Annotated in this window: 21 protein-coding genes and 1 pseudogene; 11 read left to right on the plus strand and 11 right to left on the minus strand. The window is 64.9% G+C overall.

All coding sequences use genetic code 11. From position 1 onward, the window contains the following. The first annotated feature begins 48 nt into the window (after positions 1-48). Positions 49-1,206, plus strand: a complete 1,158-nt coding sequence (locus J5M58_RS13765) for an MFS transporter (RefSeq protein WP_112251954.1) — start codon at positions 49-51, stop codon at positions 1,204-1,206. 173 nt (positions 1,207-1,379) lie between these two features. On the opposite strand, the gene J5M58_RS13770 is transcribed toward J5M58_RS13765, so the two are convergent. The 3 genes from J5M58_RS13770 to J5M58_RS13780 form a co-directional block, all read right to left on the minus strand. Then, positions 1,380-3,848 (minus strand): TonB-dependent receptor, encoded by a 2,469-nt coding sequence (locus J5M58_RS13770; protein WP_207878444.1) that lies wholly within the window; start codon positions 3,846-3,848, stop codon positions 1,380-1,382. A 96-nt stretch (positions 3,849-3,944) separates the two neighbouring features. Continuing rightward, positions 3,945-4,901, minus strand: coding sequence for a FecR domain-containing protein (locus J5M58_RS13775; RefSeq protein WP_112251956.1), 957 nt, complete (start codon positions 4,899-4,901; stop codon positions 3,945-3,947). Beyond that, positions 4,888-5,403, minus strand: a complete 516-nt coding sequence (locus J5M58_RS13780; RefSeq protein WP_112251957.1) for a sigma-70 family RNA polymerase sigma factor — start codon at positions 5,401-5,403, stop codon at positions 4,888-4,890. Before J5M58_RS13780 ends, J5M58_RS13775 begins: the two co-directional genes overlap by 14 nt. Positions 5,404-5,575: 172 nt before the next feature. Here J5M58_RS13780 and J5M58_RS13785 point away from each other — a divergent pair, with 172 nt between their 5' ends. The 3 genes from J5M58_RS13785 to J5M58_RS13795 all read left to right on the plus strand — a co-directional run bounded on the left by J5M58_RS13785 (position 5,576) and on the right by J5M58_RS13795 (position 10,093). Continuing rightward, positions 5,576-6,202 (plus strand): DNA-3-methyladenine glycosylase, encoded by a 627-nt coding sequence (locus J5M58_RS13785; protein ID WP_207878446.1) that lies wholly within the window; start codon positions 5,576-5,578, stop codon positions 6,200-6,202. A 370-nt stretch (positions 6,203-6,572) separates the two neighbouring features. Next, positions 6,573-7,625 carry a bifunctional DNA-binding transcriptional regulator/O6-methylguanine-DNA methyltransferase Ada gene (gene ada / locus J5M58_RS13790; RefSeq protein ID WP_207878449.1) on the plus strand — a complete coding sequence of 351 codons (1,053 nt, stop codon included), beginning with the start codon at positions 6,573-6,575 and terminating at the stop codon, positions 7,623-7,625. 56 nt (positions 7,626-7,681) lie between these two features. After that, positions 7,682-10,093 carry a DUF3772 domain-containing protein gene (locus J5M58_RS13795; protein WP_207878451.1) on the plus strand — a complete coding sequence of 804 codons (2,412 nt, stop codon included), beginning with the start codon at positions 7,682-7,684 and terminating at the stop codon, positions 10,091-10,093. A gap of 69 nt (positions 10,094-10,162) precedes the next feature. Here J5M58_RS13795 and J5M58_RS13800 read toward each other — a convergent pair. Then, positions 10,163-10,423 (minus strand): annotated as a pseudogene (locus tag J5M58_RS13800) (DUF3422 family protein); the annotation flags it as partial. A 160-nt stretch (positions 10,424-10,583) separates the two neighbouring features. Between J5M58_RS13800 and J5M58_RS13805 the strand changes: the two are divergent. Beyond that, entirely contained in the window at positions 10,584-11,102 is a 519-nt protein-coding gene (locus J5M58_RS13805) for a GNAT family N-acetyltransferase (protein WP_207878453.1), read from the plus strand. Between the two features lie 130 nt (positions 11,103-11,232). Here J5M58_RS13805 and J5M58_RS13810 read toward each other — a convergent pair whose 3' ends face one another. From J5M58_RS13810 to J5M58_RS13820, 3 genes are all read right to left on the minus strand, one after another. Beyond that, positions 11,233-12,663 carry an aldehyde dehydrogenase family protein gene (locus J5M58_RS13810; RefSeq protein ID WP_112251962.1) on the minus strand — a complete coding sequence of 477 codons (1,431 nt, stop codon included), beginning with the start codon at positions 12,661-12,663 and terminating at the stop codon, positions 11,233-11,235. 13 nt (positions 12,664-12,676) lie between these two features. Further along, entirely contained in the window at positions 12,677-14,176 is a 1,500-nt protein-coding gene (locus J5M58_RS13815; RefSeq protein WP_207878455.1) for a cytosine permease, read from the minus strand. A 94-nt stretch (positions 14,177-14,270) separates the two neighbouring features. Beyond that, on the minus strand, positions 14,271-14,660 hold the full coding sequence (locus J5M58_RS13820; RefSeq protein ID WP_112251964.1) for a nuclear transport factor 2 family protein: 390 nt from the start codon (positions 14,658-14,660) through the stop codon (positions 14,271-14,273). A gap of 394 nt (positions 14,661-15,054) precedes the next feature. On the opposite strand from J5M58_RS13820, the gene J5M58_RS28465 reads away from it, so the two are divergent. Then, positions 15,055-15,192: a Fic family protein gene (locus J5M58_RS28465; protein WP_353844704.1), complete on the plus strand. Its 138-nt coding sequence runs from the start codon at positions 15,055-15,057 to the stop codon at positions 15,190-15,192. A gap of 130 nt (positions 15,193-15,322) precedes the next feature. On the opposite strand, the gene ehuA is transcribed toward J5M58_RS28465, so the two are convergent. The 4 genes from ehuA to ehuB form a co-directional block, all read right to left on the minus strand. Continuing rightward, positions 15,323-16,117 (minus strand): ectoine/hydroxyectoine ABC transporter ATP-binding protein EhuA, encoded by a 795-nt coding sequence (ehuA, locus tag J5M58_RS13825; RefSeq protein WP_075046875.1) that lies wholly within the window; start codon positions 16,115-16,117, stop codon positions 15,323-15,325. 59 nt (positions 16,118-16,176) lie between these two features. After that, positions 16,177-16,833, minus strand: coding sequence for an ectoine/hydroxyectoine ABC transporter permease subunit EhuD (gene ehuD, locus J5M58_RS13830; RefSeq protein ID WP_003256382.1), 657 nt, complete (start codon positions 16,831-16,833; stop codon positions 16,177-16,179). Then, positions 16,830-17,489, minus strand: coding sequence for an ectoine/hydroxyectoine ABC transporter permease subunit EhuC (gene ehuC, locus J5M58_RS13835; RefSeq protein WP_046616765.1), 660 nt, complete (start codon positions 17,487-17,489; stop codon positions 16,830-16,832). The genes ehuD and ehuC overlap by 4 nt, the downstream gene beginning before the upstream one ends. Before the next feature lie 62 nt (positions 17,490-17,551). Then, positions 17,552-18,406, minus strand: coding sequence for an ectoine/hydroxyectoine ABC transporter substrate-binding protein EhuB (gene ehuB / locus J5M58_RS13840; protein WP_177421250.1), 855 nt, complete (start codon positions 18,404-18,406; stop codon positions 17,552-17,554). A 240-nt stretch (positions 18,407-18,646) separates the two neighbouring features. On the opposite strand from ehuB, the gene J5M58_RS13845 reads away from it, so the two are divergent. The 5 genes from J5M58_RS13845 to doeB all read left to right on the plus strand — a co-directional run bounded on the left by J5M58_RS13845 (position 18,647) and on the right by doeB (position 24,501). Continuing rightward, positions 18,647-20,041 carry a PLP-dependent aminotransferase family protein gene (locus J5M58_RS13845; protein WP_112252041.1) on the plus strand — a complete coding sequence of 465 codons (1,395 nt, stop codon included), beginning with the start codon at positions 18,647-18,649 and terminating at the stop codon, positions 20,039-20,041. A 214-nt stretch (positions 20,042-20,255) separates the two neighbouring features. Beyond that, positions 20,256-21,227, plus strand: a complete 972-nt coding sequence (gene eutB, locus J5M58_RS13850; RefSeq protein ID WP_207878457.1) for a hydroxyectoine utilization dehydratase EutB — start codon at positions 20,256-20,258, stop codon at positions 21,225-21,227. 31 nt (positions 21,228-21,258) lie between these two features. Next, positions 21,259-22,251 carry an ectoine utilization protein EutC gene (gene eutC, locus J5M58_RS13855; RefSeq protein ID WP_112251967.1) on the plus strand — a complete coding sequence of 331 codons (993 nt, stop codon included), beginning with the start codon at positions 21,259-21,261 and terminating at the stop codon, positions 22,249-22,251. Between the two features lie 36 nt (positions 22,252-22,287). Next, positions 22,288-23,478 (plus strand): ectoine hydrolase DoeA, encoded by a 1,191-nt coding sequence (doeA, locus tag J5M58_RS13860; protein WP_207878459.1) that lies wholly within the window; start codon positions 22,288-22,290, stop codon positions 23,476-23,478. 3 nt (positions 23,479-23,481) lie between these two features. Then, positions 23,482-24,501, plus strand: a complete 1,020-nt coding sequence (doeB, locus tag J5M58_RS13865; protein ID WP_112251969.1) for a N(2)-acetyl-L-2,4-diaminobutanoate deacetylase DoeB — start codon at positions 23,482-23,484, stop codon at positions 24,499-24,501. Positions 24,502-24,517: the final 16 nt, after the last annotated feature.

The raw sequence follows: 24,517 nt of genomic DNA on the forward strand, positions 1-24,517 counted from the left end.
CGTGCGCGCCTGTGTCTGCACGTCTTTTCGGTTTGCAAGGAGTGGTACATGAACATGCGTTTGCTGGCGGGCTTGTTGTTCGCCGTTTCGGTCGTGGGTTTCAGTCTGGGGGCCAGCCTGCCGCTGGTGTCGTTGCGCCTGCATGAAGCCGGTGCGAGCACCCTGGAAATCGGCATCATCTCGGCCATACCCGCTGCGGGCATGATGCTCTCGGCGTTCCTGGTCGACGCCTGCTGTCGCCACCTCACCCGGCGCACCATCTACCTGCTGTGCTTCAGCCTGTGCATGCTCAGCATCGGCTTGCTCGAGTCGGCGTTCGGCTCGCTGTGGCTGCTGGCGCTGCTGCGCCTGGGCCTGGGGCTGGGCATGGGTATTGCCATCATCCTCGGCGAGTCGTGGGTCAACGAGCTGTGCCCGGAGCACAACCGCGGCAAGATCATGGCCCTGTACGCCACCAGCTTCACCGGCTTCCAGGTGCTCGGCCCGGCCATGCTGGCAGTGCTGGGCGCCAACAGCCCGTGGATCACCGGTGTGGTCACCGCCTGTTATGGCCTGGCGCTGCTGTGCATCGTGCTGACCGTGCCCAACGACCATGTGGAACATGAAGAGGGTGAAAAGAGCTTCGGCCTGGCTGGTTTCTTCCGTGTGGCGCCGGCGTTGTGCGTGGCGGTGCTGTTCTTCTCGTTCTTCGATGCCGTGGTGCTGTCGCTGCTGCCGGTGTATGCCACCAGCCATGGCTTTGCCGTGGGCGTGGCGGCACTGATGGTGACCGTGGTGTTCGCCGGTGACATGTTGTTCCAGTTGCCGCTTGGCTGGCTGGCCGACCGGGTGGAGCGCACCGGGCTGCACCTGGTGTGCGGGCTGCTGGCGATGGCGATCGGGATCGGCCTGCCCTGGCTGCTGAACCTGACCTGGTTGCTGTGGCCGCTGCTGGTGCTGCTGGGCGCTGTGGCAGGAGGCATCTATACCCTGGCGCTGGTGCTGATCGGGCAGCGCTTCAAGGGGCAGGACCTGGTTACCGCCAATGCCAGCGTGGGCTTGCTGTGGGGTGTGGGTAGCCTGGTCGGGCCGCTGGTCAGCGGTGCGGCGATGGATGTGGCGCCGCATGGTCTGCCCATCGCGCTGGCGCTGATGGCCGGGTTGTTCGTGTGCTTTGCCCGGCAGTCGTACCGGCGCGCTGGGCGGTTGCGGGCGGTGGTGGACTGAGGTCCTCCAGGGCTGCACGGTCCCTGTAGGAGCGGCCTTGTGTCGCGATAGGGCTGCAAGGCAGCCCCGGCGATATCTGCGGCGCTGCTGAGGCCCGGGGGCCGCTTTGCGGCCCTATCGCGACACAAGGCCGCTCCTACAGGAATGGTGCCAGCCGGTCAGGCAAATGCCTGTCAGAAACTCCCGCGCAAGGTCACCGACACATTGCGCGGCTCCCCCCAGTAGTACCCCGTCGCCGTGGTGCCGATCTGCCGGTAGTACTTCTTGTCGAAGATGTTGTTGGCGTTCAGTTGCACTGAGTAGTTGTGGTTGATGCGATACCCGAGCATGCCGTTGTATACCGCATACCCCGCCTGGGTCGCCTTCGCCGTGCCGCTTTCGGAATAGATGTCGCTCTGCGCCTGTACGCCGCCGCCAATGGTCCAGGCGTCCAGCCTGCCCGGCAGGCGGTAGCTGGTGAACAGCCGCAGCATGTGCTCCGGGTCGGTGGTGCGGATCGCGTTGCCATTGGTGGCTGCCGAGTTCTTCAGGTACTCGGTGGTGTTGTAGGTGTAGCCACCGGTAACCTGCCAGCCCGGCAGCACTTCGCCGGAAATCTCCAGGTCGATGCCCTCGCTGCGGCTCTTGCCCGAGGCGATCTTGCAGCGGCCGGTGGTGCCGTTGCAGCCGATTGGCGTGGACAGGTCATCCACCGGCGTACCGACCTGGTTGATACGGAAAAACGCCAGGCTGGTGTTCAGCCGGCCATCGTAGAACTCGCCCTTGATACCCGTTTCGTAGGCTTCGCCGATGATCGGGTCGAGCACCGAGTTGTTCTTGTCCACCACTGTCTGCGGGCTGAATATCTCGGTGTAGCTGGCATACACGCTGAAGTGCTCATCCAGGTCGTAGATAAGCGCCGCATACGGCACGATCTTCTCGTCGACGCTGAACTTGCCGTTGGCACCGGTGTTGTTTTCCTGCTCGTAGTCATACCAGTTGGCCCGTGCGCCGATGATCGCGGTCAGCGGTTCGGCCAGCGAGATGCGCCAGGTGGCATGCGCCGCTTGCTGGGTGGTACGGGTGCGCACCGGGTGTGCGGTGATGTCGATGTCTGGCTCGGGCAGGCTGGTTTTCGGGTCCCAGTAGCGGATGTCGTACAGCCCGGAAATTACCCGGTTGGTGGCCGAAGCGTAGGAGTCGTTGCGAATCCGTTCGACGCCGACCATCAGCTCGTGGGTGCGGCCAAACAGGTCGAACGGGCCGTTGAGGGTGGCGCTCAGGTTGTTCTGCAGGCTCTCGCCGCCGTCGCCTTCGGTAACCTGGTATTGCATCAGGTACGGGTTGCCGGTGGGGTTCAGGTTGGCCGGTGCGCGCTCCATGTAGGTTTGCTTGAAGCCATGGTCGTCCAGCTCGAAGTGGGTACGCAGGGCCATCAGCTTCAGGGTCCAGTCGTTGTCGAAGCGGTGTTCCAGTTCGGCAAAGGTGTTCAGGTTGCTGCGGTCCCAGCGGTTCCAGTCGGCGCCCAGGTAGGTGCTGCGTCCGAAAGGCAGGGGGGCGCCGCTGGCGTCGGCGGGCAGGTTGCCCCAGGCTCCGGTGGCGTCGAGCTTGGTCCATTCGACACCGGTGGTCAGCGTGGTGCTGTCGTCCAGGTCGAAGGCCAGCGAGCCGCCGAACGCCTCCTTGCGCTCCATGCGCGAGTCCTGGAACAGGTCGCGGTCGTCATGCACGGCGATCACCCGCCCGCGTACGTTGCCGGTTTCGGTCAGCGGGCCGGAGATATCGGCCACGTAGCGCTGGGCATTCCGCGAGCCCAGGGTCACGCTGCCCGTAGCCTGGAAGTCATGGGTCGGGCGCTTGCGCACCAGGTTCACCGTGCCCGACGGGTTACCGGCGCCACGCAGCATGCCGGTGGCGCCACGCAGCACTTCAGCGCGGTCGATGAACGCCGAGTCAGTCTGGATGAACGAACCGCCACCGCTGCTCTGCACCACGGTGGCGCCGTCGTACTGGATGGCATCGATGGCAAAGCCACGCGAGTAGTACTGCACCCGCTCGCTGTCGGTGTAGTTGACCACCACGCCGGGTGTCTGCTCCAGCAGGTTGGTCAGGTTGGTGATGTTCTGGTCATCGATGCGCTGGCGGGTTACCACGCTTACCGATTGCGGGGTGTGGCGCAGGGTTTGCGGCATCTTGCCGATGGTCACTTCACCGGTAGTGTAGGAGCCGGTGTGCTCGGTGGTTTCGCCCAGGCGGTCGCTGGAAATACTGGTAGCGCCCAGCTCAAGGGCGTTTCCCACATCCAGCGCCGGCATCAGCAGGAAGCTGGTTGCACTTTCCTGCTGGACCTGCACGTTGCTGCCCTGCAACAGGATCGATAGCGCCCCTGCACCGTCATGTCGGCCCTGTACGCCGCGGGTGGTCTTGCCCTGCAGGCTGTTCGCGTCGAACGACAGGCTCAGGCCGCCCTGGCGGGCCAACTGGTCCAGCGCCGGAGCCAGCGGGCCGGGCGGGATGTTCCAGTCGGTCTGCTGGCTCTGGCTGGCCACTGCAGCCTGGGCCATGGCCGGGAAGGCACCGCCAGCTGCCAGGCCAAGGCCGAACACGGCCGCGCGTACGGCACGGCGCAGCCTGTCGTTGCGAAGGGAACACGGGGCAATCATGAAGCGCTCCTGAAGGTTGTGAAGACCACTTTTCGGGTTTTGTTCCTTCAGGCCGGACGAGAATGAGATTCCACCTCATTTATTTTCGAAAATTTTTCAGGCCGCACCGATGCTCACCCAATAACGCGTGCGGTAGTCGACCCGCACCGGCAGGCTGCGGGTGAGCAGTTGCAGGATCTGCCCGGTGTCGGCCAGCTGGTAGGTACCGGATACCTTCAGCTCTGCCACTTCCGGGGCGCAGCGCAGCAGGCCCGGGCGGTAGCGCGCCACTTCGGCGATGAACTCGCCCAGCGGCATCTGCTGGACGCTGAGCACACCGTCGGTCCAGCCCCAGGGGTCGCTATGCAGCGTCACCGCCTGGAAGCTGCCGTTGGCCCACACCTGCAAGGTTTCGCCTGGCAGCACCCGGCGTGGCGAGGCCGAGGAGGGGAACAGCGTGACGTCGCCCCGGCGTACCGCCAGCAACAGGCCCAGGTCGTTCTCGCGCAGCAGCAGGTGGCTGTCGAGAGTGGCCAGTTGGCCGACGCGGGTGTCGATGCGGAACGGGCGGTTGTCGTTGGGGTTGCTGTCCAGGCTCACCTCGCCACGCACCAGTTGCAGCCGGCGCTGCTCGGCGCTGTAACTCAGGTCGATGGCGCTGGCGGTATTGAGCTGGATGCGGCTGCCATCGCTGCCTTGCAACCGGCGGCGCTCGCCGGTGGCAGTGCTGCTGTCGGCAAGCAGTTGGGGTATGCCTAACGGTTCGCGCGCGGCCCAGCCCAGGCTGCCGCCCACGGCCAGCACGGCCAGCAACTTGAGGTGGTCGCGGCGGTTGATGTGCTGGCGCTGGCTGGCATCCAGAGTGCGGCGGCTCAGGCCCTTGGGCAGCCCGGCCAGTTCGTCACCGAGGTGGCTGACCCGCTGCCAGGCCAAGGGATTGTGCGGATGGCTGGCCAGCCAGTGCTGGAACTGTTGCTCGGTACGCGGGCAGGGGCTGTCGAAGCGCAACTTCACCAGCCAGTCGATGGCCTGGTCGACCTGCGCCTGCGCGGGCGCGCTGTCAGGCGTCGGCATAGCGCAACCGGTAGCAGACGCCCAGGGCCTTGGCCAGGTCGCGTTCGACGGTGGCCCGCGATACACCCAGGCGCAGGGCGATCTGTACGATGCTCAAACCGTCGAGCTGGGCCAGCAGGAATGCCTGGCGGGCACGCGGTTTCAGTTGGTGCAGGGCACGGTCGAGGCGCGCCAGGGTATCGAGGATGACCAGTCGATCTTCTTCGCTGGGTACTTCGGCTTCGGGCAGGTGAGCCAGGCTTTCCTGGTAGGCCCGTTCCAGCGCACGGCGGCGGAACTGGTCGATCATCAGGCCACGGGCGATGCTGCTGAGGTAGGCGCGTGGCTCCTTCAGCGGCGACAGCTGGCGGGCCCGCAACAGCCGCACGAAGGTATCCTGGGCCAGGTCGGCGGCGTGCTCGCTGCAGCCGACCCGGCTGCGCAGCCAGCCGCTGAGCCAGCTGTGGTGGGCCTGGTAGAGCAGAGCAACCTCGGTCGGCTTGAGCGTGTCGTTGATCTGCATCTTGGCGAAGGCCCGGTCCTGTGGATATATGCGATTGTGAATTGTTCTCAATTCTATGCGGGGACGATGGCGCGGAGCAATGGCATGCCAGGAATTAGCCGCGCAAGAACCGGCGTTTGCCCGATGAGCGGCTGCGCTAAGCTGGACCTGCAATCGACTTGATGGAGGTGCCATGATCCTGGCCGACCTTTCGCCTGACGCGTACCGCGAGGCCACCGAATACCTGGCGGCGCTCGACCCTGACTGGTCGCGGCATATCGCGGCGACGGGGCCTTGCCTGCACCAGGCCACGCCGGGGCGTGAACCTTACGAGGTGTTGGTGCGGGCGATTGCCTACCAGCAACTGCATGCCCGCGCTGCCGAGGCAATTCTGGGGCGGTTGTTGGCGCTGTTTCCGGAGGCCGAGTTCCCTGGGCCGGAACAGTTGCTGGCGGTTACACCGGAAGCCATGCGCGCCTGTGGTTTTTCCGCGAGCAAGATGGCGACTATCCAGGGTATTGCCCAAGGCCGGCTGGATGGCCTGGTGCCGAGCCGGGAGGAGGCACTGGCCCTGGCTGACGAGGCGTTGATCGAGCGGCTGGTGGCATTGCGCGGGGTAGGGCGGTGGACGGTGGAGATGTTGCTGATCTACAGCCTGGCGCGTTCGGATGTTCTGCCGGTCGACGATTTTGGCGTGCGCGAGGGGTACCGGCGGCTGAAGGGGCTGGGCAAGGCACCGACGCCGGCGCAAATGCGTTCGCTGGGCGGAGGCTGGCGACCGTACCGCACCGTGGCGGCCTGGTACCTGTGGCGGGCCTGAGGCCTTGCACTGCCTGTGCCGACCCTTTCGCGGGTAAACCCGCTCCCACAGGGACTTCCACAGCCTTGAAAGTCTATGCAGTACCTGTGGGAGCGGGTTTACCCGCGAAAGGGCCGGTACAGCCAACAACTATCTGGAAGTTGTAGGTGAACCCGCCTCAAAGGCATGGCACAACATCCGAAACCGACACGGTCCCTGTGGGAGCGGGCATGCCCGCGAAGAGGCCGGCACAGCCAACAACCTTTCTGGAAGTTGTAGGTGAACCCGCCTCAAAGGCAGACACAACATCCGAAACCGACACGCTCCCTGTGGGAGCGGGTTTACCCGCGAAGAGGCCGGTAAAGGCAACAACCTACCTGGACATTTACCCATGAGCTCCTACACCACCCCCGACCAACGCTGGCAAGCCGTAGCATCCCGCGAAACCGCCGCCATCGGCCACTTCGTCTACGCCGTGCGCACCACCGGTATCTACTGCCACCCCGCCTGCAAATCACGCCTGGCCAAGCGAACCAACGTCGAGTTCTACGACACCCCAGCCGCCGCCGAAGCCGCCGGCTTCCGCGCCTGCAAACGTTGCATCGCCACCACCAGCGCCACGCGCCACAGCCAGCTGGTCACCCGCGCCTGCCGGCTGATAGAAGCCAGCGACCCTGCGCCCAGCCTCGACCAACTCAGCGCCCGACTGGCCATCAGCCCTTTCCACCTGCACCGCCTGTTCAAGGCCGAAACCGGGCTCACCCCCAAGGCCTATGCCACTGCTTTCCGTGCCCGGCGCCTGCGCGCGCATCTGGAAGATGGCCAGCGCTCTGTCACCGATGCCATCTATGACGCTGGCTACAACTCCAACAGCCGTTTCTACGAAAGCGCCGACCAGCGCCTGGGCATGCGCCCGCGGCAATACCGCGCCGGCGGTGCCGGGGCAACCATCCACTTCGCCCTCGGCCAGTGCTCTCTGGGCGCGATCCTGGTGGCCCAGAGCGAGAAGGGCATTTGCGCGATCCTGCTGGGCGACGACCCCGAGGGCTTGCTGCGCGACCTGCAGGACCAGTTTCCCAAGGCCCACCTGGTCGGCGGCGACAGTGCTTACGAACGGTTGGTCGCCGAGGTAGTGGGCTTCGTCGAAGCCCCTGCGCTGGGCCTGGCCTTGCCACTGGATGTGCAAGGCACAGCGTTTCAGGAACGGGTGTGGCAGGCCCTGCGCGAGGTGCCGGCCGGCAGCCGGGTCAGCTACACCGACCTCGCCGAGCGCATCGGTGCACCCAAGGCGGTGCGCGCGGTGGCCATGGCCTGCGCGGCCAACCACATCGCCGTGGCCATCCCTTGTCATCGGGTGGTGCGCCGGGACGGCGACATCAGCGGCTACCGCTGGGGTGTCGAGCGCAAACAACAACTGCTCAAACGAGAAACGGCACTCTCCTGATTGCCTGAAGCCGCGTAGAATCCCCCGCCAAATCGAATTGTAAAGAGGAATATTCGATGAGGCGTGTCAGCCTTGCCCGTTATTGCCCAGGCCTGATGGTTTTCATGGCCCTGATGCTGGCCATTGCCAGCCCGGCCTGGTCGGCCCCGGCCACGCCCTTGTCCAATTTGGCGGTTGCCGAAGCGAACGTGCTGGATGAAAACGCCAGCATCGAGCAGTTGAGCGATCGACTGGACCAGATCCGCCAAGGTGTCACCAGCGAGGCCAACGACGACCTGCTGTCGCAACTGCGCCTGGGCGCCATGCAGGTCCAGCGTCAGGCCGATGCGTTAAGTGCCCTGCGCACCACGGATGTGGAGAAAGTCGACGACAAGCTCAAGGTCATCGGCCCGGTCCAGCCGGACGAGGCCGCCGCCCTGACCCAGCAGCGCAAGGAGCTGGAGGCCGAGAAGAAAGCCTTGGTAGCCCAGCAGGAGCAGGCGACCAAGCTGACCCAGTCGGCCCGCGACCTGTCCACGCAAATCGTCAACCTGCGCCGCAGCCAGTTCAACTCGCAGATCACCAGCCGCGCGGCCTCACCGCTGAGCCCGGCGTTCTGGCAGAGCATCATTCGCCCCACCCAGGACGATGTGGCACGCCTGCGTGACCTGCGTGGCGAGACTGCCGATGCCATTGCCAGCGCCTTCAGCGCCGAACATCGCTGGCTGTTCATTACCAGCCTGGTGGCGGCAATCCTGGTATGGACCCTGGTGCGCCGCATGCTCGAGCGCCTGCTGGCCAGCGCCATGGTCAGCTGGCTACCCGAAGGCCGCCTGCGCCGCAGTGCGTTGGCGCTGGGGGTGAGCCTGGCAACCCTGGGTACCATCGCCGGCTCGGTCTCGCTACTGCGTTGGGGGCTGGAGAGCAGCGCCGAGCTGGGCTCCGATATCGCCAGCCTGGCCAACCATGTGCTCGCGCTGGTGGTGTTCAGCGCCTTCATTACCGGCCTGGGCCGCGCCATGCTGATGCTGCAGCGCCCGTCCTGGCGCCTGCCGCCGATTCACGACGAAGTGGCCAGCGCCCTGGGCTGGTTCCCCAAGGTGCTGGCGTTGGCGCTGATGGTCATGATGACCATGGAACGCATCAACAGCGTGATCGGTGCCAGCCTGGCGCTGACCGTGGCGGTCAACGGCCTGACCGCGCTGGTCGTGGCGGTCACCTTCGCCGGTGCGCTGCTGCGTTACCGCCGCACCCTGCGCAAGCATGACCTGGAGCGCCCCACGGGCCTGGCCGGGCTGATCCCGTTCGTGATGGTGATCTGGCTGACGCTGATCCTGCTGGCCTTGCTCGCCGGTTACCTGACACTGGCCTACTTCCTCACTGCCAAGCTGCTGTGGGTCAGCCTGGTGATCACCTGTGCCTACCTGCTGACCACCTTCTTTGGCGACCTCTGCGAAACCCTGCTGTCGCCCCGCCAACCCGGCGGCCTGGCGCTGGCCTCGACCCTGGGCCTGGCGCCACGTCACCAGGCCCAGGCCAGCACCATCCTGGCCGGCATCGGCCGCACCGTGGTGCTGTTTCTGGCGTTGTTGCTGGCACTGATGCCATCGGGCACCAGCCCCAGCGAGCTGCTGCTGAGCCTGGGTGATTGGGACGAGACCGGCGGCAAGCTGCTGGGCAACATGAACATTGTCCCCCAGGACATCCTGTTGGCAGTGGTGATGTTCCTCGGCGGCCTGTTCGCCATCCGCGTGGTAAAACGCTGGCTGAGCGATCGCCTGCTGCCGGAAACCGACATGGACGCCGGCATGCGTGCCTCGCTGGTGACCCTGGTGGGCTACCTGGGCTTCATCTTCCTGGCCATGCTGGTGATGTCGACCCTGCGCATCAACCTCACCAGCCTGACCTGGGTGGTCAGTGCCCTGTCGGTGGGTATCGGTTTCGGCTTGCAGCAGATCGTGCAGAACTTCATCTCTGGCCTGATCCTGCTGACCGAGCGCCCAGTGAAGGTGGGCGACTGGGTCAGCCTGGCGGGCGTCGAGGGCGACATTCGCCGTATCAACGTGCGTGCCACCGAGATCCAGATGTCCGACCGTTCGACGGTAATCGTGCCCAACTCGCAGTTCATTTCCCAGAACGTGCGCAACGTGACCATGGGCAATGCCTTGGGCGTGGTCGGCATTACGCTGACGCTGCCGCTGGAGACCGATGCCAACCGCGTGCGTGAATTGCTGCTGGCGGCTTATCAGGAGCACGAGGCGATTCTGGATGCGCCGGCCACCTCGGTGTCGTTCAAGGACCTGACCAGCAGCGGGATGGTGATTGGCGTGAGTGGTTACGTGGCGGGGCCGCGGCAGGTGTCTGGTACCCGTAGCGACCTGCTGTTCACCATTCTTGGGCGCCTGCGTGATGAAGGCATTTCCTTGTCGTCGCCGCAGAGCATGGTGTTGGTGCAAGAGGGCAATCGCTCGGCTGACGAGTCGGTGTGAAGCCAATCGCCGGCAAGCCGGCTCTCACAAGGGCCGCGTCGTCTTCAAGCCATACGCAGTACCTGTGGGTTGCGGGGCGATAGCCTCGGCCAGCACCGGCTGCAGTGCAGGGCACCACCAGGGTCAGGGTGAAGAACTCGGTGTGCCGCTCCCACTTGAACGGATGCCCATCCAGGCGGGTGATGCCCTGGGCGGTTGCGGTGTCCAGGGCATCCGGGCAGCAGCGTCGCCTCCGAGCAAGGCCAGGTGGAAGACATGCGCCGGGCCGTCGAAATACAGCGACGGGCGGGCGTGCAGTTCATTGTGCAAGGCGGTGCGTTGAGGGTGCATGGGTGGTCCGGCCTGGTGTTGTGATTTGGGGGGACCAGGGAGTGGGACTTTGCCGGGGGCCGTGAAAGTTACCTGTTGGTGACACATATTGTCGCAGCGCAGCCGGCAGCTACCGCGAGATTGCGCATACAGTAGCTATTCGACGAGCAGGGAGAACCGAATGCAACCCACACTGTATACGCCACGTTTGCAGCTTCGCCCCCTCGCCCAGCGCGATGCGTCTGCCATCGAGGGCTTGCTGCAGGACCGGGAAATCGCCCAGATGACCTCGCTCATTCCCTTTCCTTACCCGCCAGGCCTGGCGAGTGCCTGGATTGGCCGGCACCCACGGCTCTGGGCGGCCAGGGAAGGGGTGGTGTGGGGGATCTGCTGCCGTGATGAGAGAACGCTGATGGGGGTGATTTCGTTGCGGGAGCTGGGCGGTGCAGCACCGGTGCTGGGGTATTGGCTGGGCAAGGCGTTCTGGGGCAATGGCCATGCAACCCAGGCTGCCAGCCGGGTTTGCCGGTATGCCATTGATGAGCTGGGGATCCATACCCTGGCGGCCAGTTGCCTGAAGCGGAACATTGCCTCCGCCAAGGTGTTGAGCCGGGTGGGGTTCAAGGTCGTCGGGCTAGGGTTCGAGTTGCTCGACAACAAGCCGGGCCATGAAGCGGTTGTGTATCACCGCCTGGGGTAGGGGCTTGCCGGCGAATGGGCCGCATGGCATGTGTTGCCTGCACCGGCCTCTTCGCGAGTAAACCCCCTCCCACAGGTACGGCGCTGCCCTTCAGGCCTGCGCTATCCCTGTGGGAGCGGCCGCAGAAATCTCAGCCCAGACACCGCGTCACATGCTTGACCGACTGGTAGGCCGACAACCCCCACGGCCCCAACTCACGCCCGATCCCGCTGCCCTTGGTACCACCCCATGAGGTCTCGACGAACACCGCCTGTACCGAGTTGATCCACACATGGCCAACCTCCAGCGCATCGGCCACTCGCTCGGCGCGCTCCAGGTCGGCGGAGCACACCGTCGCCACCAGCCCGAAACGGCTGTCGTTGGCCTCGGCAATCGCCTGTTCCTCGGTAGCAAAGCGCCGTGCGCACAGTACCGGGCCAAAGATTTCCTCGGTCCACAGGCGGCTGTCTTTCGGCACATCGGCATACAGCGTCGGGCTGACGAACCAGCCATCCCGGTCCAGCGCCTTGCCACCGGCCAGGCACTGCAGGCCTTCTTCCCGCGCCGTGGCAAAGTAGCTGGCCACCTTCAACCACTGGGCCTGGCTGGTCAGTGGCCCCATATCGACCTCTTCGGTCAACGGATTACCGACCCGCAGGTTTTCCAGTGCAGCCTGCAAGCGCGTTAGCAGCGCATCGGCAATGCCGTCCTGCACCAGCAGCCGCGAAGTGGCCGAGCACATTTGCCCGGCATTCCAGGTGATGCCGGCGACGATCCATTCCACAGCCTGGTCGACATCGCAATCATCGAACACCACGATCGCCGACTTGCCACCCAGTTCCAGCGTCACCGGCCGGCACTGCGCCGACGCGCTGCGCATCACCTGGCTGCCGACGCTGTTGCTGCCGGTGAACGACAGTTTGTCCAGGCCGTTGTGGTTGCTCAGTGCGGCGCCAGTCTCGGCCTTGCCGTTGACGATGTTCAACACCCCGGCCGGCAGCCCCAGGGCATCGGCGATCTGGCCGTAGGCCTGTTCGATGAGCGGGGTGACTTCCGACGGCTTGAGCACCACGGTGCAACCGGCGGCCAGGGCCGGGGCGAGCTTCCAGGCGCTGGTCACCAGCGGGAAGTTCCACGGCACGATCAGGCCGACCACGCCCACCGGCTCCAGGCGAGTGCGCGCAGTGAAACCCGGTGCAGCCAAGGGTACGTCACGGTTCTTCGATGGCAGTTGCTCGGCCAGTTCGGCGTAGTAGCTGAAGGTGGCGATGGCGTCGTCCAGGTCGATTTCCGCTTCGTGACGTGGCTTGCCGTTGTTGCGCATCTGCAAGCTGATCAGCGCTTCGCGGCGTTGGCCGAGTTGCTCGGCAAAACCGCGCAGGTAGGTGGCGCGTTCGCTGGCGCTGGTGTTTTTCCAGGCGGGCAGGGCGCCACGGGCAGCGGTCACGGCCTGGTCTACCTGGGCGACGCTGGCGGCCATCAGTTCGGCGAACGGTTGCCCCAGTGCAGGGTCATTGACGCTGATGCAGTCGCTGCCCTGGCCTTCGACCCAGCGGCCGGCGATGTAGTGGGAAGTGGTCATGGTCGGTTTCCAGTCAGGCCATTTCGGCAGTGGTTACCGGCGTGTGCGCGGTGCTTTTGCAACGCACCCAACGCGGGCCCAGGGGGCCATACACGCCAGCAGGTTCGGGGAACAGGTTGAGCAGCAGCAGGTACAGCACGCCGGCCAGCCCCAGGGTGACCGGCAGGCTCAGGTCGATGCCGCCGGCCAGGTCGCCCAGCGGGCCGACGAACTGCCCTGGCAGGTTGACGAAGCACAGGCCGACCGCCGCGCTGGGGATCCACGCCCCCATGCCGCGCCAGTTCCAGCCATGCAGGAACCAGTAGTGGCCGCCACGCTGGCCGCGGGTGAACACCTGCAGGTCGTCGGCATGGTAGAAGCCGCGGCGAGTGATCAGGCCGAGGATCATGATCACCATCCACGGGCTGGTGCAGGTGATGATCAGCACGGCGAAGGTCGACACGCTCTGCACCAGGTTGAAGGTGAAGCGGCCGATGAAGATGAAGCCGATCGCCAGCACACCGATCAGCAGTGTGGCGCCGGCACGGCTGAGCAGGCGTGGGAACACGCTGGACATGTCCAGGCCAGTGCCGTACAGCGCCGTGGTGCCGGTGGACATGCCACCAATTACCGCAATCAGGCACACCGGCAGGAAGAACCAGCTTGGCGCCACCGCCAGCAAGCCACCGACGTAGTTGTTGGCAGCGATGTAGTCCGGCGCCTGGGTGGCCACCAGGGTGGCGGTGCACAGGCCGAACAGGAACGGGATCAGTGTCGCGCCCTGGGCCGCGATCACCGCCAGCATGATGCGCGCCTTGGGCGTTTCACGCGGGATGTAGCGCGACCAGTCGCCGAGGAACGCACCGAACGACACCGGGTTGCTCATGGCCAGGATCGCCGCGCCAACGAATGCCGCCCAGAAGCCCGCCTGGCCGAGGTTGACGCTGCCCGCGTAACCAGCATCGAACGGCCCGGCAAAGGCAACGATGCCCAGCAGGAACAGCAAGCTCGATGCCCACACGGCAATCTTGTTCACCCACAGCATGAAGCGGAAGCCGAAGATGCATACCACCAGCACCAGTACCGCGAACAGGCCGTAGGCCAGGCCCAGGGTGAGGTCGGTTTCCGGCAGGCCAGCCAGGCGCTTGGCGCCCCCGACCAGGGCGTCGCCCGAGCTCCACACCGACAGCGAAAAGAACGCCACCGCGGTAAGCAGCGACAGGAACGAACCGACGATGCGCCCATGCACGCCAAAGTGTGCACCCGACGACACCGCGTTGTTGGTGCCGTTGAGCGCGCCGAACAGGCCCATGGGCGCGAGGATCAGCGCGCCCACGACGACGCCGAGCAGGATCGCCCACACGCCGGCCTGGAACGACAGCCCGAACAGCACCGGGAAGCTGCCCAGTACGGCCGTGGCGAAGGTATTGGCGCCGCCGAAGATCAGGCGGAACAGGTCCAGCGGGGAGGCGTCGCGTTGATCGTCGGGGATCTGTTCGACGCCGTTGGTCTCGATACCGGTCGAGTGGCTCATGGTGATGCTCCAGCGCGGTTGTTGTGGGCCGGCGCAGTACGCGGGCCTTATTGTGGGTGCGATGGCAGGGCGGCAGGGCCGCGTAAAGGGATGATCAGGCCGGCGATACGACCGACAGGTGCTCGTGGCAGGCCAGCCACCGTTCGCCGTGGCGGCGGAAGACGATGGTCTCGCGCTCGCTCAACTTGTGTTCTTCGCCGGCGATGCGGATGTGCGTGGCCACATCGTGCATGAAGATCGCCACATCACCTTGCAGGCTCACCTGGGCATTGCCCGATTCGCAGGCCAATACCGCAAACCCGTCGGCCTGCCACCGGGCCCAGAGTTGCTCGTAGGCATGGCGCGACAGCAGCGGTTGCGGCAGGGTGTGGAAAAGGAAGGTGGCGTCTTCGCTGAAGCAGGCGAAATAGCGAGCAGTGTCGTTGCTGGCGAACGCGGCAACGAGGTCGGCGGCGGCTTGCCGTACCTGGAGTGTCTGGTCCACGGGAGTGGCCTCACGGTTCTTGTGATTGTGGTGAAGCGATTCTGGTGGCGGTTGGCGAGGGGAAAAATCGCTGCGGGCAAATAATCAGTTCAGAAATTTGTGAAGTGATGGCTGCGCTTGTTTGGGTTTCGCGCCGCATCCTGTGGGAGCGGCTTTAGCCGCGAACACCGGCGCAGCCGGTGCCAGGCACCGCGTTGGATTCTTCGCGGCTAAAGCCGCTCCCACAGGGTATGCGGACCGCTTGCGAATGCAGTTCTCTAGGCGACAGCGCAGCCCAAAGGGCTTTCAGCTATCCAACTGTCATCTGACTGCAACGAATATTCAAAGCGGGTTCGGCGTTGAGGGGTAAGCATCTATCGCGGCACTCGCCTGCTGCATTAAGAGTAGCGAATTGATGCACCAACTTGGCCTCTCGCACCGTGCCACATTCCGCAAGAGTTACTTGTACCCGGCGGCTGTCGGGTTGATCGAAATGACTGATCCCGAATCACAACGGAGCCCCAAACAGCAATATCGGCGGGTTGCAAGGTAGGTTTCGCGCCGCGCATCCTGTGGGAGCGGGCGTGCCCGCGAAGAATCCAGCGTGGTGCATGGCACCGGCTTCGCCGGTGTTCGCGGGCGCGCCCGCTCCCACAGGGAAATACTGAAGCGACGATCGCAGGTCAGTTCGCCTCCCGCACTGCACTCAGGAACGCCCGGGTCCGCTCCTGCTGCGGGTTTTCGTAGATCTGCGCCGGCGTCCCCTGTTCGTGGATCTGCCCCTTATAGAAGAAGCACACCCGATCGGCGAACTCGCGGGCAAAGCCCATCTGATGCGTCACCATCAGCATGGTCAGGTTGTGCTCGCTGCCCAACCGGCGGATCACGTTCAGCACCTCGCCACACAGCTCCGGGTCCAGCGCCGAGGTCACTTCGTCGAACAGCATCACCTTGGGCCGCATCGCCAGCGCCCGGGCAATCGCCACGCGTTGTTGCTGGCCACCGGACAACTGCGACGGGTAATGCTCGAACTTGTTGCCCAGGCCAACCATCTCCAGCAGCTCGGCTGCCCGTTCGCGCGCCTCGGCCGGCTTCACGCCCAGCACCTGGACCGGGGCCTCGATCACGTTCTGCAAGGCACTCATGTGCGGGAACAGGTTAAAGCTCTGGAACACCATGCCGATCTTCGCCCGCACTTTGCGTACATGGCGCTCGTTGGCGATGAGTTGCGCGCCGTTGCGCCCGGGCATGTGGGTGAGCGATTCGCCATCGACTTCGATCATGCCCTGGTCGATGCCCTCAAGCGTCATCAGTACCCGCAGCAACGTCGACTTGCCCGAGCCGCTGGGGCCGATGATCGCCACCTTTTCGCCGGGGGCGACATCGAGGTTGAGGCCGTCGAGCACGGTGAAGCTGCCGTAGCGTTTGGTCACGTCCTTGAAGCTGACGATCGGTTGAGCGATGGCCGGTGTGGGCATGTGGGTGTCCAGCGGCTGGGTGGCGGTGGCAGTGGCGAAGTGGGTCACAGGGGCGATCATCAGCGGAGCTCCAGGCGCACTTCAAGGCGCCGAACGAGGTAGGCCAGAGCGACGCTCAAGGCCAGGAAGAACAGACCGACCAGGGTGATCGGCTCGAGGTAGCGGAAGCTTTCCGAGCCGACGTTCTTGGCCTGCTGCATGATTTCCACCACGGTGATGGCCGACAGCACCGGGGTGTCCTTGAGCATGGCGATCAGGTAGTTGCCCAGCGGCGGCAGGATCGGCCGAATCGCCTGGGGCAGGATGACTGCCCGGTAGGCGGTCCACGGCGCGAAGTTGAGGGCGACCACCGCTTCCCACTGGCTGCGCGCCACCGAGTCGAGGCCACCGCGGTAAACCTCGGCCAGGTAGCAGGCGTAGTGCACGCCGATACCGATGATGCCGGCTTGCATGGCCGTCATGTTGACCCCGTAGTTGGGCAGCACGTAGTAGAGGAAATACACCTGGATCAGCAGCGGCGTACTGCGGATGAACTCGATCAGCAGTGCTACCGGCCACGACAGCCAGGCTTGGCGGCTGCGCCGGGCGATGGCCAGGAACAGGCCCAGTACCACCGCAATCAGGAAGCCTACCAAGGTGATGCCCAGGGTTTTCAGCGACGCCTGCAGCAAGTCGGGCAGGATTTGCGCGACGTAGTTCCAGTCCCAGAAATTCATGACAGGCTCCCCCGCAGGCGACCGCGGCTCAGGCGCCGTTCGACCCGACGCATGAGGAAGTTGATGACCTGCGCCAGGACGAAGTAGAGCAGCAGGGTAAGGCTGAAGATTTCCAGGGTCTGGAAGGTCGCCTGGTCCAGCTGACGGGCGCGGAAGCTAAGGTCCGACAGGGTGATCAGTGACACCAGCGAGGTGTTTTTCAGCAGTTCGATCAGCAGGTTGGTGCCAGGTGCGATGGCCGCCAGCAATGCCTGCGGCAGGATGATCCTTCGGAAGCGGATGGTGGCGGGCATGTTCAGCGCGGTGCAGGCTTCGTACTGCCCCTTGGCCACCGAGCTGATCGCCCCGCGCATCACTTCGGCACCGTAGGCACCGATATGCAGCCCGAGGCCGACGATGGCCACGGTGTAGGCGCTGAGTTCGAGGTTGAACGGTGGCAGCGGCAATACGAAGAACAGCCAGAACAACTGCACCAGCAACGAGGTGCCGCGGAACAGCTCGATGTAGGCCACGCACAGCCAGCTCAATGGCCGCCATGACGAACGCCGGCCGAGGGCGGCGAGGATCGCGGCGACGATGGCCAGCAGCGAGCCGAAGAAGGTGACCTGGATGGTGACCCAGGCGCCTTGCAGTAACAACGGTATCAATTCACCCATGGTTCGACCTGAATAATCGGATTACACAGGGACTGGCATGGCAAGCGCCATGCCACCTCGATTCACTGCTGGGCACAGAGCTCGGCGGCGGTCTTGTCTGTCACGTTGCTGCGATCGAAGCCGAACGGTGCGACGGTCTTCAGATGCTCCTCGCTGCCCAGCCACTTTTTCATCTCGGCGTTGACCGCATCGCGCAGCGCTTTGTCCTCGGGGCGGAAGGCCAGGGCGCCGTAGCCGGTGTGGGCCGGGTCATCCGTGAAGTCGCTGATCGCCTCGACCTTGTCGCCACCCTTTTTCGCCAGGCCCTTCATGGTCAGCTGGGTGCCCACGGCAGCATCGGCACGGCCGGCGCGCACGGCCTGCAACTGGGCGGTGGTGTCCGGCACCTGAAGGATCTGCGCATCGGTGATGCCGGAGTCGCGGGCATAGGCGAGGTTGACCGTGCCGGCCATGATCGCCAGCTTCACGTCCGGGTTCCTGGCGATGTCGGCGTAGCTGTGCAGGTTCTTCGGATTGCCCTGTGCCACCAGCAGGGTGTCGGGCAGGGCGTACTGCGGGTCGGTGAAGATCACCTGCTTGCAGCGTGCCGGGGTGATGTACATACCGGCGGCAATCACATCGAAGCGCCCGGCGCGCAAGCCTGGGATCAACGAACCCCACTCGGTGAGCACGCCATCGACCTGCTTGATGCCCATCTTCTCGAAGATGACCTTGGCGATTTCCGGTGACTCCCCGGTTACCCGGCCATCGGTTTCGGTGAAGGCGAACGGGGTTTCGTTGGCGTAGCCGATGCGGATATGGCTGGTTTCCTTGATCTCGTCCAGGCTCGCGGCCTGGGCGCTGGCGAGCACGCCGAAGGTGGCACAGGCCATCAGCAGGCGCTGGAAGGGGCGTGGAACGTTGAAAGGCTGGCTCATCAATGAAACTCCTGTTTGTTATAAAAACCGTCGTCGACGGCTCTGTGTTAGGAGGCAGTGGAGCAAAACAGCGAAAGCAGGGTGGGTCGTTTGTTCGAAGCTGCCAGGCAGCGGGAGTTCGACCTTGGGCCGAGCATACAAAAGCTGAAACGGCGATGGCATTGCACTAGGACAATTGCCCGGGGCACATGTACAGGGGATGCTGTGACCCTGGCCCCGGCAAGTGAAGCGAACATCATGATGCACAGTTGGAAGGCAGCCCTGGACGCCGCCCGCATCGGCGAGTCCAAATACAAGATCCTGGTGCAGGCCGTCACCAGCGAGATCGAGCGCGGCGTATTGGTACATGACCAGCGCCTGCCACCGCAGCGCCAGGTAGCCGATGCCCTGGGCATCAGCGTGCAGACCGTGACCAATGCCTACAAGGAGCTGGAACGCCAAGGCCTGGTGCGTTGCGAGATCGGCCGTGGCAGTTTCGTCAGCCGGCGCATGAGCGACCGTGTGTCGGATGACATCATCGACCTGCCCGAGCGTACCCTGGTCGACTTCTCCATCACCCGCATCCTGCACACCCAGGTGCATGAGCGCATCTGGCGCGACACCTGCGCCGAGCTGGCCGTGGAAGAGGAGCAGCCGTGGATCCATGCCTACCGGCCCATCGCCGGTTTCGAGAGCCACCGCGAGGCCGCGGTACGCTGGCTTGCCGGCCTGGGCATGCAGGTCGAGCGTGACGATGTGCTGGTCACCAACGGCGCCGCCCACGCCATTTTCCTGGCCCTGGCCTCGCTGGCCGGGCCGGATGACGTGGTGCTGTGCGAGGGGTTGACCGACCATGGCGTGATTGGCAATTCACAGGTGCTCGGCTTCACCCTCAAAGGCCTGGAGATGGACCGCGAGGGCATCAACCCGGAGCATTTCGAGGACATCTGCAGCAACGAGCGGGTGACCGCGCTGGTGTGCACGCCCAATCTCAACAACCCGACCGTCAGCCTGATGCCCGACAGCCGGCGCCAGGAGATTGCCGAAATTGCCCGGCGCTTTGGCGTGCATATCATCGAAGATGACGTTTACGGGCCGCTACTGGGTGGCAGCCATGCCAGGCCGCTCAGTTCCTATGCGCCGGAACTGTCGTTCTACTGCACCAGCATGACCAAGTCGGTGCTGACCGGCCTGCGCGTGGGCTACCTGGCCATGCCCAAGCGCCTGGCGCTGCGCACCGAGAGCATCTTGCGGGTCAACAGCTGGATGGCTACACCCCTGGTGGCGGAGATTGCATCGCGCTGGATCAATGACGGGCGCGCGGCGCAGTTGGTGGCGTTGCAGCGCACCTTGCTGGGCGAGCGCCAGGCGTTGTTGCGTGAGTACCTGGGGGAATATGTACGTGGCCAGCACGCCCATGCCCTGGGTGCGTGGCTGAACATTCCCGAGCGCTGGGAAGTGGACAGCCTGGTGCGTGCCTTGCGCCGCCGACAGATTGCGGTGACGCCACCGGAGCCGTTCCTGGTGCGCGGTACACCGCGGCCACGGGCCGTGCGCTTGTGCGTGGGCGCCGAGTGTTCGGACGCAAAGCTGCGCCAGGCCTTGGGCGATATGCGGGAGTTGTTCGGGCAGTATCCGCAGATCCACGAGCTTTGAGCGGCCTGTACCGGCCTCTTCGCGGGTAAACCCGCTCCCACAGGTTCCGTGTGGGGTTCAGGAAATGCGCGATTCCTGTGGGAGCGGGTTTACCCGCGAAGAGGCCGGCGCAGGCAAAAACAAATTCCCCGGCAAATTGCCCTAGTACATTCATCACGACAATTTTCGCCTCATACACTCCGCCCAACATCAGCTCACTTGTTGGGTCCCGGTCATGTCAGCGCTCTCGCTTCACGATCTCTACCTCGCCCGCCAGCGTATCCACGGCCTGGTGCGCAATACTCCGCTGGAACTTTCCCCCAGCCTGTCACGGCGCCTGGGTACGCCGGTCTACCTGAAGCTCGAAGCCTTGCAGACCACCGGCAGTTTCAAGCTGCGCGGCGCCAGCAACGCCATCGTCGTACTCAGCGCTGAACAACGCGCATGCGGCGTGGTTACGGCCTCCACCGGTAATCACGGGCGGGCGGTGGCCCACGCTGCTGCGCAACTGGGTGTGAAGGCAACCGTGTTTCTTTCGCAACTGGTGCCAGCCAACAAGGTCCAGGCCATCCGCGACCTGGGTGCCGAAGTTTGCGTCATCGGCCATTCCCAGGACGATGCCCAACAGGCCGCGCAACAACATGCCGAGCAACAGGGCGCAACGCTGATTCCACCTTTCGATCACCCCCAGGTCATCGCCGGCCAGGGCACGCTGGGCCTGGAAATCATCGAGCAGTTGCCCGAGGTGGAGCAGGTGCTGATTCCGCTGTCCGGTGGTGGCCTGTTCGCGGGTGTGGCGTTGGCCATGAAAAGCATCAAGCCGGCGATCACCACCCACGGCATCAGCATGCAGCGCGGCGCGGCGATGTACGCCAGCCTGCAGGCCGGCAAACCGGTCGAGGTGGAGGAACTGCCGACCCTTGCCGACTCGCTCGGCGGCGGCATCGGCTTGGGCAACCAGCACACCCTGAGCATGACCCAGCGTCTGCTCGACCACCTTCACCTGCTGCCGGAAGCGTCGATCGCCAATGGCATGCGCCACGCCTACCAGCACGAACGGCTGGTACTCGAAGGTGCCGGCGCGGTCGGCATCGCCGCGCTGCTCGACGGCCTGGTGACGGCCCGCGGCCCGGTCGTGGTGGTGGTCAGCGGGCGCAACGTCGACAGCGCACAGCATCAGCGCGTCATCAACGGCGGCGACGCCTGAAACTCACGTTTCCTTCACTGGAGGTATTCGAATGCCGGCCATCACCTTGCTCAGCGAAGCCGACCTGCGTAGCTGCATCACCCTCGACCGCGACGCGATCGATGCTATCGAGCAGGCCTTTGCCCTGCTTGCCACGGCCAAGGTGGCGATGCCACCGATCCTGCGCCTGGATGTGCCCGAGCACAACGGCGAGGTAGATGTGAAAACCGCCTACCTGCCGGGGCTGGAGCGTTTCGCGATCAAGGTCAGCCCGGGCTTTTTCGACAACCCCAAGCTTGGCCTGCCCAGCCTCAACGGCATGATGATGCTGCTGTCAGCCCGCACTGGCCTGCTCGATGCCTTGCTCCTCGACAATGGCTACCTCACCGCCGTGCGCACCGCTGCAGCCGGTGCGGTAGCTGCACGCTGGCTGTCGCGGCAGGACAGCCGCAGCGTGGCCCTGATCGGCAGTGGCGAACAGGCACGCCTGCAGCTGCAGGCACTGCGCCTGGTGCGGCCGATCGAGCAGGTCAAGGTGTGGGGGCGCGATGCGCAGAGAACCGCAGCGTTATGTGATGACCTGGGGCGCGATGGGCAACTGCAGGTAAAGGCTTGCGACAGTGTCGACCAGGCCATGCAGGCGGTCGATATCGCCATCACCTGTACCCCCAGCCGCGAGCCGCTGATCCAGCCGCATCACCTGCAACCGGGGCTGCACATCACCGCCATGGGCTCGGATGCCGAGCACAAGAACGAGATCGCGCCCACGGCCCTGGCCCGGCTCGACCGTTATGTCGCCGACCGCCTGAGCCAGACCCGCGTGCTGGGCGAACTGCACCACGCCTTGCGCGCTGGCGCAGTCAGCCAACAGGCCGTTCATTCCGAGCTGGGCCAGATCATCGCCGGCCTGCACCCGGGCCGCGTACAGGCCGAAGAGGTCACCCTGTGCGACCTGACCGGCACCGGGGCCCAGGACACCGCCATCGCCAACCTTGCCTTCGAACGCGCAATCGCCGCCCACAAAGGCCTGGCGTTTAACAGCTGACAGTTTTCGCAACCCACTCACAAGAAGGGCATCCGTATGTCACAGACAGTGGTCAACCTGCCGTTCAGTCGGCAGGAGTACGCCCAGCGCCTGGCCAAGACCCGCGCTGCCATGCAGGCACAGGGCCTGGAGCTTTTGCTGGTAACCGATCCATCGAACATGGCCTGGCTCACCGGCTATGACGGCTGGTCGTTCTACGTGCACCAGTGCGTGCTGCTGGCGCTCGATGGCGAGCCGGTCTGGTTTGGCCGCGGCCAGGACGCCAACGGCGCCAGGCGCACGGTGTTCATGCAGCACGACAACATCGTCGGCTACCCGGACATCTATGTGCAGTCACGCGAGCGCCACCCGATGGACTACCTGTGCCAGGAGGTGATTCTGGCCAAGGGCTGGGGCGGCCTGAGCATCGGCGTGGAGATGGACAACTACTACTTCAGCGCGGCGGCTTACCAGGCGCTGTGCAAGCACTTGCCGCAGGCGCGTTTCAGCGATGCCGCCGGGCTGGTCAACTGGCAGCGGGCGGTCAAGTCGCCGCAGGAAATCGAATACATGCGCATCGCTGCGCGCATCGTCGAAAAGATGCACGGGTGCATCCTCGAGCGTATCGAGCCCGGCATGCGCAAGAACGAGCTGGTGGCCGAGATCTACCGCAGCGGCATCCTCGGTGTCGATGGCCATGGCGGCGACTACCCGGCGATCGTGCCGTTGTTGCCGACTGGCGCTGATGCCAGCGCGCCGCACCTTACCTGGGACGATTCCCCGTTCACCCGCGGCGCCGGCACGTTCTTCGAGATTGCCGGCTGCTACAAGCGCTACCACTGCCCGCTGTCGCGCACCGTGTACCTGGGCAAGCCGCCGCAACACTTTCTCGATGGCGAAAAGGCGGTGGTCGAAGGTATCGCGGCCGGCCTCGATGCCGCGCGGCCAGGCAACACCACCGGTGACATCGCCAGGGCGTTCTTCCGCGTGCTGGAGAAGTTCGGCATCCACAAGGACAGCCGCTGTGGTTACCCGATCGGTATCAGCTACCCGCCAGATTGGGGCGAGCGCACCATGAGCCTGCGCCCGAGCGACACCAGCGTGCTGCAACCGGGCATGACCTTCCACTTCATGCCGGGGCTGTGGATGGATGACTGGGGCCTGGAGATCACCGAAAGCATCCTTATCACCGAGACCGGGGTCGAGACCCTGTGCAACGTGCCGCGCCAGCTGTTCGTGAAGGACTGACCCATGAATGCGATCGCACAGGCCGCCGCCACGGTGGCCAACCCCATCACCTGTACCTTGGATTTCGAGCAGGACGGCGTGCAGCACGGCTTCCTCAAGCTGCCGTACTCGCGTGACGACTCGGCCTGGGGGGCGGTGATGATTCCGCTGACGGTGGTCAGGAACGGCAATGGCCCGACAGCCTTGCTCACGGGCGGCAATCACGGTGACGAATACGAAGGCCCGGTGGCGCTGAGCAAGCTGGCCCAGCAGCTGCAGGCCGGGCAGGTAAGCGGGCGGGTGATCATCGTGCCGTTCATGAACACACCGGCGTTCCAGGCGGGCACCCGGACTTCGCCGATCGACCGGGGCAACCTCAACCGCAGCTTCCCTGGCCGGCCTGATGGCAGCGTGACGGAAAAGATCGCCGACTATTTCCGCCGCACCTTGCTGCCGTTGGCCGATATCGTCCTGGACATCCACTCCGGTGGTCGCACCCTCGACTTCCTGCCGTTCGCTGCATGCCATGTACTGCCCGACAAGGCCCAGCAGGCCCGCTGTGAAGCCGGCATGCGGGCCTTCGCCGCGCCCTACAGCATGCGCATGCTCGAGCTGGATGCGCAGGCGATGTACGACACCGCGGCAGAAGAGCAGGGCAAGGTGTTCATCACCACCGAACTGGGCGGTGGTGGCACCTCCACGGCGAAAAGCGTGGCCCTGGCGGAGCGTGGCGTGCGCAATGTGCTGATTCACGCCGGCATCCTCGCCGGCGAAGTGGAGCAGGGCGAGACAACCCTGCTGGACATGCCCGATGGCGATTGCTTCATCGCCAGCGAGCACGACGGCTTGCTGGAGATGTGCCGCGACCTGGGCGAAACGGTCAGCCAGGGTGAAGTGATCGCCCGTATCCATGACATCCGCCGCACCGGCAGTGCCCCGGTCGAGTACCGCGCCCGCCGCAGTGGCTTGCTCGCAGCCCGGCACTTTCCCGGGCTGGTGCAGTGCGGCGACACCCTGGCGGTGATCGCCGACGTACTGGCCTGAACCTGGCGCCAAGACA

This window comes from Pseudomonas sp. 32_A (assembly GCF_017490905.1).
In the GTDB taxonomy this organism is placed as follows: Bacteria; Pseudomonadota; Gammaproteobacteria; order Pseudomonadales; family Pseudomonadaceae; genus Aquipseudomonas; species Aquipseudomonas inefficax.